Below are 6,218 nucleotides of genomic sequence, written 5' to 3'. Positions count from 1 at the left end.
AGTTGCGATCCGGCTGGTGAAGGCGGGGCGCTGGCCTGTGACGGTCGTACCGTAGGTGGTCGACCGCTCGCCGCACCGTTCGTCGACGAACAGCGACCGCCACCACGCGGCCCGGTTCCCGGCCTGTCCCGGCGGCTCGCCGCGCGCTCGGAACTGCTGTACTTCGCGGCTGTACCGCAACCGAGTTCCTTCGCCCCCTCTTCGCGGGCGGCCTTCTACCGTTTCCGGCGGTTCCCCCACCGTCGTCACTGGACGCGAGCAGTCAAACACACCCTTTCCCCAAGACCTCGCGGCAAAATGCGAGAAAATTACCGAAGAGAGCTGTTTTGGTATGTGTCAGGAGCCACAGATGGGCGCCTCGGACGAACTCCTTCAAAGGACTGAGCCAGCGGCTCTGCTGACGCTGGACGGTGTCATCAACGGCCTCAACGCGGCGATGGCCACGCTGCTGGGCATGCCGGCGGAGCAGTGCCTGGGCCGTGACTTCGGTGATCTGTGGCCCGCAAGCCAGCGGATGTCGGCCGAGAGTCTCGTGGTCACCGCCTGCGGGACGAAGACGGTCGCGATGCGGGTGCTGGAGTTCCCTGGGCGAGGCGGAGCACCCGTTGCCTGCTTGATCGAGGCGCAGCCGGTGAAGGATCCCGCCGGTGCCGAGCAGCTGGTCTGGGTGCACGCCCTGGATGCGCGGAACGACCTGGCCAGCCTGCTGATCCCGTTCCGGGTGGCCACCGAGGCCGCCGACCTCGGCCTGTGGATGTACTCACCCGAGGGGCAGCAGCTGGAGTGGCTCGGTGGCCTCGCCCTGGTGGCGCTCTTGCCGGATCCCACTGCGCCGCTTTCCAGGGTGATCTCGGCAGTGCATCCCGACGACCGAGAGGCCTTCCGGCAGCTGCTGCGCTCGGCCCCCGCCCAGTGCCCCTGGGTGAGGCTGCGGTATCTCACCCCGCATGACGGCTGGCACGACCTGGCCGTTCAGTCCCGTCGGATCCAGCTGGGCTATGACGGCCCCGAGCGGATCTTCGGGGTGGTCCGCGACGACACCAAGCAGGAGAAGCGCAAGAAGAAGGCGCAGGCCGCACTGGTTGCCGAGCGGCGGCGCGCCAAGGAGGTCGCCGACTTCTCCTCCGCCTTGATCACCGCGGGCACGGAGCAGGAGCTGCGGCAGGTCGTCCTGACCCGGCTCGCCGCGACCTTCGGCGCCGATGGCGTCCTGCTCGCGCTCGTCGACGACGGCCGCCTGCGCATCTCCACCGATGCCGGAATCACCATGCGCGAGGTCGAGGTCCTTGACGGCCTGCGGCTGGACCATCCGAACGCGGTGTGCGAGGCGATCCGCACCGGCAAGCCGCAGTTCGTCACCGACCGGGAGGACTGCAGGCGCCGCTGGCCGCATGGGCTCGGATATCCGCACCTTGACCGACTCGGCTTCGACTACACCGTCTCCATCACCCCCCTCAGCGAGACCGGCAATCAGCCACTCGGGGGGTGGCTGTTGACCTATGGCAGCGGATACCGGCCGTCCCTGGAGGAGCGGACCCTTATGGGCACGCTGGCCGACCTGGCAGGCCAGGCACTGCGGCGCATCCGGTTGCAACAGGCGCGCGTCGAGCTGGCCACGGCCTTGCAGCAGACCATGCTCCCCACGCTGCCCGAGCACCTCGCGGGTCTGGAGGTCGCCGCCCGCTACCGGCCCTGCCGGGACGGGCTGGACATCGGCGGAGACTGGTACGACGCCTTCGTGATGCCCGACGGGGCTGTCGCCCTGGAGATCGGAGATGCCCAGGGGTACGACGTGGACGCCGCCGCAACCATGGGACAGGTGCGCGCCTCCATACGCGCGATCGCCGCCCAAGAACCAGATCCCGCAACCGTGCTGACGCGCACCAACCAGCTGCTCGTCACGATGGGCACGACACGCTTCGCCAGCTGCACCATGCTGCATTTCGACCCGTGCGACGGACGGGTCACCGGCGCCAGCGCCGGCCATGTGCCGTTGCTGTGCGCGCGCAGCGACGGCAGCCACCGCCTCCGCGAGCTGCCGGGCGGGCCGGTCCTGGGAGTCGTGCCCGACACCAAGTACTGCGAGGAGACCTTCACCCTGGACGAGGACAGCGTGCTGGTCATGGTCACCGACGGCGTGGTCGAAGGACCGGGCCTCACCTTGGAAGCCGGACTCGAGCGAGCCGGAACACTGGCCGGCGCGGCCCTCCACGACGGACTGAACGCCGAGGAGACCGCCGACCGCATCCTCGACGCCGCGGTCGCGGTAGACGACCTCGACGACGTGGCCGTGCTGGTCATCCACCGCACATGACGGCGCCCGCCCTCGCACACCCCCATTCTGTACCCCGGCGTCTACACAGCGGGGGAAGATCGCTGATCTCCGGCAGGCCGTGGACAGCCGGACAGGGCCCTACTCACCTGCACAGGCAGCCCTCGAAGGAGGTCACGGCATCGTTCCGTGATCGCCCGCCGGCGTTGGCACCAAGCGGTGCGTCGCGGAACTGAAGGACGGCTGGCGTGCGCTCAAGCACATCAGCCTCGGCTCCAGCCGCATTGCCGACATGGCCCGCACCGCTCTTGTCTGCAATAACCACTGGGAGTGATCTTCCCTGAGAAAACCTCACTGTGGCGCGGGATCCACTTTGCCTTACGCCAGTCACGCACTCCGTGTGGCGGCGTTCGTGTCGTACGTGTCCTGGTGGCGTCGGATCTCTGTGTGCTGTTCGGCGCACCAGGCGGCCAGGTGCTCGACGGCGGAGAGCAGGGAGCCGCCGAGACTGGTGAGGGAGTACTCGACGCAGGGCGGCACCTCCGCGCAGGCAGTGCGGTCGACCAGCCCGCTGCGCTGGAGGCGCTTGAGGGTGAGGTTGAGCATGCGCCGGGAGATGGCGGGGATCTCGGTGTCGAGGTCCGAGTAGCGGGCGTCGCCGCTTGCGAGGGCGCCGATGACCAGCATGGTCCACTTGTCGCCCACCAGGTCGAGGGTCTCGCGAATGAAGTCCGCGTCCCGCGCCCAGCGCTCACACGGGCCCGAGAGGCGCAGTACGTTCGCCCGCGCCTCGCCGGTGGAGGCCGCCTGGCCCTCATGGTTGCTCACTGATGACGCCCTTCCGGTGTTCCTAGGGAGCGCTCCAGAGGCCCAGACGTTGGAGACGGCGCTGCCTGTAGCGCTCTCCCAAGGCCGTCAACCCGAAGACATTCCCCAGAGCTGCGCCCAAGCCTCCCGCGATCAACGCCTCACCCAACGATCCATGATCCCCGAATGTGGCCGCCACGCTGAGGAGGCCCGCGGGCCGGGGGCCGAGCCTCGACCGATTGCCGGGTTCCGGTTTGAGGGCGGCTCCAACTCAGCTTGCGGAGCCGTACGCCCGCAGGAACGCGCGTACTCCGGCGGCGGTCAGCTGGTCGGCCTCCTCCTGCGGGAGCGGGTTGACCCCCCAGTAGGACCGTTGCGTGATCTCGGTTGAGGTCAACGCCATGAAATGGGTGGCGGCCTGGGCCGGGCTGCCGTGGACGTCGATCAGGCCACGATCGCTCAACACGGCCATGGCAGACGCCACCTCGCGGCCCACCACGCGCGGTCCGGCCTCCTGCCAGGCATCCAAGACCTCGGCCGGAATGTGCCCGGCTTCCGCGTAGATGTGCCGCACCAGCGAGAAGTGGTGGCGGAAGTCCGTCATCAGGCCGACCCAGGCGCGGGCCAGAGCGAGCAGGTCACGTTCAAGGTCGTCAGGATGCGGCGGACGCTCCGGATCCAGGTACCTCCGCAACTGCGCGAGCTGCTCGTCCCTGACCCGCTCTGAGCCCAACTGCATGATGGAGCGGAACAACTCCTCCTTCCCGCCCGGGAAGTGGTTGTAGATGGTGCGAGTCGAGGCGCTGGCCTCGGCGGCGATCGTATCGATGCTGGCCCGGGAGTAGCCGTCCCGTCCGAAGACCTCACATGCGGCCTCCACGATCGCTGTCGCCTTGTCCACCCGGCCCCGCCGCGGCTGGGCCGTCCTTGTCTTGTCCTCTGGGTCCGTGCCGGTCATCGCTTCATCTCCCACATGCCGATCAAGGCCGCTTACAACGAACGTTTTCTCTTTTGCAATAGTCGTTGTATGGTACCTGGCGTGCTGCGGATCGCGGCAATGAAACGAGAGAACCAGGGAGACCGCGATGTCTGACTTCGCACCTTCCGACGACCCCGCGCTCCGGGTCGCCGTCATCATCGGAAGCGCTCGTGGCGGCGGCGCCGGCCTGTCGGTCGCCAAGTGGTTCACCGGCCATGTGGGCCACCGCACCGACATCGATCTGGACGTTGTCGATGTCGCCGGCCTGGATCTTCCCGTGTCCATGCCCGGGCGGGACGGCCTTCCCGCCCCAGCGCCGGGCACTCAGGCCGCTCTCGCCGACGTCAGCCCACGGCTGGCCGCCGCCGAGGCGTTCGTCGTCGTCACGCCCGAGTACAACCACAGCTTTCCGGCCTCGTTGAAGAACCTCATCGACTGGCACAACACCCAGTGGCAGGCCAAGCCGATCGGCTTCGTCTCCTACGGCGGGGTGGGCGGCGGGCTTCGCGCCGTCGAGCAGCTTCGCCAGGTCTTCGCCGAGCTGCACGCCATGACGGTGCGCGACTCCGTCAGCCTGCACGGGCCCTGGTCCGGGCTGGGCGAGGACGGCAGACCGCTCGACCCGGCGGTCTGCGAGAGCGCCGCCAAGAACATGGTCGACCAGCTGCTGTGGTGGGGCCGCGCGCTGCGCACCGCTCGCGCCGAGCACCCGTACGGCAAGTGACGGAAGGATGATCTCGTGATTGACGTACCTCTCTCTGTCCTCGATGTCGCTCCGGTCGCCGCCGCCGGATCCTCCGCCGAGGCCCTCCGGCACACCACGGCGCTCGCGGTCCGCGCCGAGGAGCTGGGTTACCGACGGTTCTGGGTGGCCGAGCACCACAACACGCCGTGGGTCGCCAGTTCGTCCCCGGCTGTGCTGATCGCACATTTGGCGGCGTCGACCTCGACGATCCGGGTCGGCTCGGGTGGCGTGCAGCTTCCCAACCATGCCCCGCTGGCGGTGGCCGAGCAGTTCGGCACCCTGGAGGCGCTGCACCCGGGCCGGGTCGACCTGGGCATCGGCCGGACGTCCGGCACCGACCAGGTCACCGCGCTGGCCCTGCGCCGGACGATGGAGGGCCTGTCCGCCGAGGCGTTCCCGCAGGAGCTTGCCGATCTCATCGGGTACTTCACCGCGCGCGAGCCCCGGATGCGGATCACCGCGGTACCTGGGCTGGGCAACATGCCGAAGATCTGGCTGCTCGGATCGGGCGGGTTCAGCGCGCAGCTGGCCGGCACGCTGGGCCTGCCGTTCAGCTTCGCGCACCACTTCAGCTCCGCCAACACGCTGCCGGCACTGGCCCTGTACCGGCAGCACTTCCGCCCGTCGGAGTACCTCGACAAGCCGTACGCGATGGTCTCGGTCAACGCGATCTGCGCGGATACCGACGAGCGCGCGGAGTACCTGGCCGGTCCGGCCATGCTGTCCTTCCTGCGCATGCATACCGGCCGGGCGACGCTGCTGGCCAGCGCCGAGGAAGCGGCCCGTTACCCGTACACGCCGCAGGAGCTGGAGATGGCGCGGCAGCGGTTCGAGGGACAGGCGCTCGGCTCCCCAGAGACCGTGGCTCGCCAGCTCGCCGAGCTGCGCGAGCGCACGGGTGCGGACGAGCTGATGCTGACTACCCAGGTCTACGACATCAAGGACCGGATCCGCTCGTTCGAGCTGATCGCCGAGCAGGCGGCCACCCCCTGACCCAACGGCCCGCCGCGGGCGTGGCCGGGGCAAAAAGGGCGTCCCACTCCTGGGCCGGCATTCCGGTCAGGCCGGGGTGGCAGAGCCAGGCGAGATCGGGACTGGGCTGGTCGAACGGGGCCGGGGCATCACTGAGCTGGACATACGCCTCGGGCTGCAGCGTGTAGTTCCAGTCGCCGTGCCACTCGTGGCGGTGCAGGGGCAGGGCGTCCATCTGCCGGTCGCCGATCCGGGCGCCGGTCTCGTAGACGGCAGTGTCGAGCTCGGCGTGCACCGTCAGCCCGGTGCGGGTTGTCGTCGCCGCGATGCTGTTCACGATGACTTCATGGCTGCTCAGGGGCCTGCCTGGCCAGTTCATGGTGATGTGGGAGAACAGCCGGTGCTCGATTTTGTTCCATTGTGCGTCCAGAAGCCTGGAGGTT

At 68.8% G+C, this 6,218-nt stretch carries 7 protein-coding genes; 3 read left to right on the top strand and 4 right to left on the bottom strand.

Going from position 1 to position 6,218, the window contains the following annotated elements; all coding sequences use genetic code 11:
* On the bottom strand, nt 1–180 hold a 180-nt coding region (locus VXC91_RS41215), incomplete at its 3' end, for a hypothetical protein (RefSeq protein ID WP_329512490.1).
* 169 nt (nt 181–349) lie between these two features.
* On the opposite strand from VXC91_RS41215, the gene VXC91_RS41210 reads away from it, so the two are divergent.
* On the top strand, nt 350–2,314 hold the full coding sequence (locus tag VXC91_RS41210; RefSeq protein ID WP_329512489.1) for a SpoIIE family protein phosphatase: 1,965 nt from the start codon (nt 350–352) through the stop codon (nt 2,312–2,314).
* A 345-nt stretch (nt 2,315–2,659) separates the two neighbouring features.
* Here VXC91_RS41210 and VXC91_RS41205 read toward each other — a convergent pair whose 3' ends face one another.
* Together VXC91_RS41205 and VXC91_RS41200 are read right to left on the bottom strand one after the other, a co-directional pair.
* A complete protein-coding gene (locus tag VXC91_RS41205; protein WP_329512488.1) occupies nt 2,660–3,100 on the bottom strand; it encodes a winged helix-turn-helix transcriptional regulator in 441 nt (146 codons plus the stop codon).
* A 250-nt stretch (nt 3,101–3,350) separates the two neighbouring features.
* A complete protein-coding gene (locus VXC91_RS41200) occupies nt 3,351–4,037 on the bottom strand; it encodes a TetR/AcrR family transcriptional regulator (protein ID WP_329512487.1) in 687 nt (228 codons plus the stop codon).
* A 127-nt stretch (nt 4,038–4,164) separates the two neighbouring features.
* On the opposite strand from VXC91_RS41200, the gene VXC91_RS41195 reads away from it, so the two are divergent.
* The gene (locus VXC91_RS41195) at nt 4,165–4,782 is read left to right on the top strand and encodes an NADPH-dependent FMN reductase (protein WP_329512486.1); all 618 of its coding nucleotides are present in this window, start codon (nt 4,165–4,167) and stop codon (nt 4,780–4,782) included.
* A 15-nt stretch (nt 4,783–4,797) separates the two neighbouring features.
* Nucleotides 4,798–5,796 carry an LLM class flavin-dependent oxidoreductase gene (locus VXC91_RS41190; protein ID WP_329512485.1) on the top strand — a complete coding sequence of 333 codons (999 nt, stop codon included), beginning with the start codon at nt 4,798–4,800 and terminating at the stop codon, nt 5,794–5,796.
* On the opposite strand, the gene VXC91_RS41185 is transcribed toward VXC91_RS41190, so the two are convergent.
* Nucleotides 5,741–6,218, bottom strand: a 478-nt coding sequence (locus VXC91_RS41185) for an ISAzo13-like element transposase-related protein (RefSeq protein ID WP_408057604.1), incomplete at its 5' end; no start/stop codon positions are given. The two genes, VXC91_RS41190 and VXC91_RS41185, sit on opposite strands and share 56 nt — an antisense overlap.

It is taken from the genome of Streptomyces chiangmaiensis, from assembly GCF_036281785.1.
GTDB lineage: Bacteria > Actinomycetota > Actinomycetes > Streptomycetales > Streptomycetaceae > Streptomyces > Streptomyces chiangmaiensis.
The sequence above is the reverse complement of the archived record's forward strand: the minus strand, read 5'-3'. Positions and strand labels throughout refer to the sequence as shown.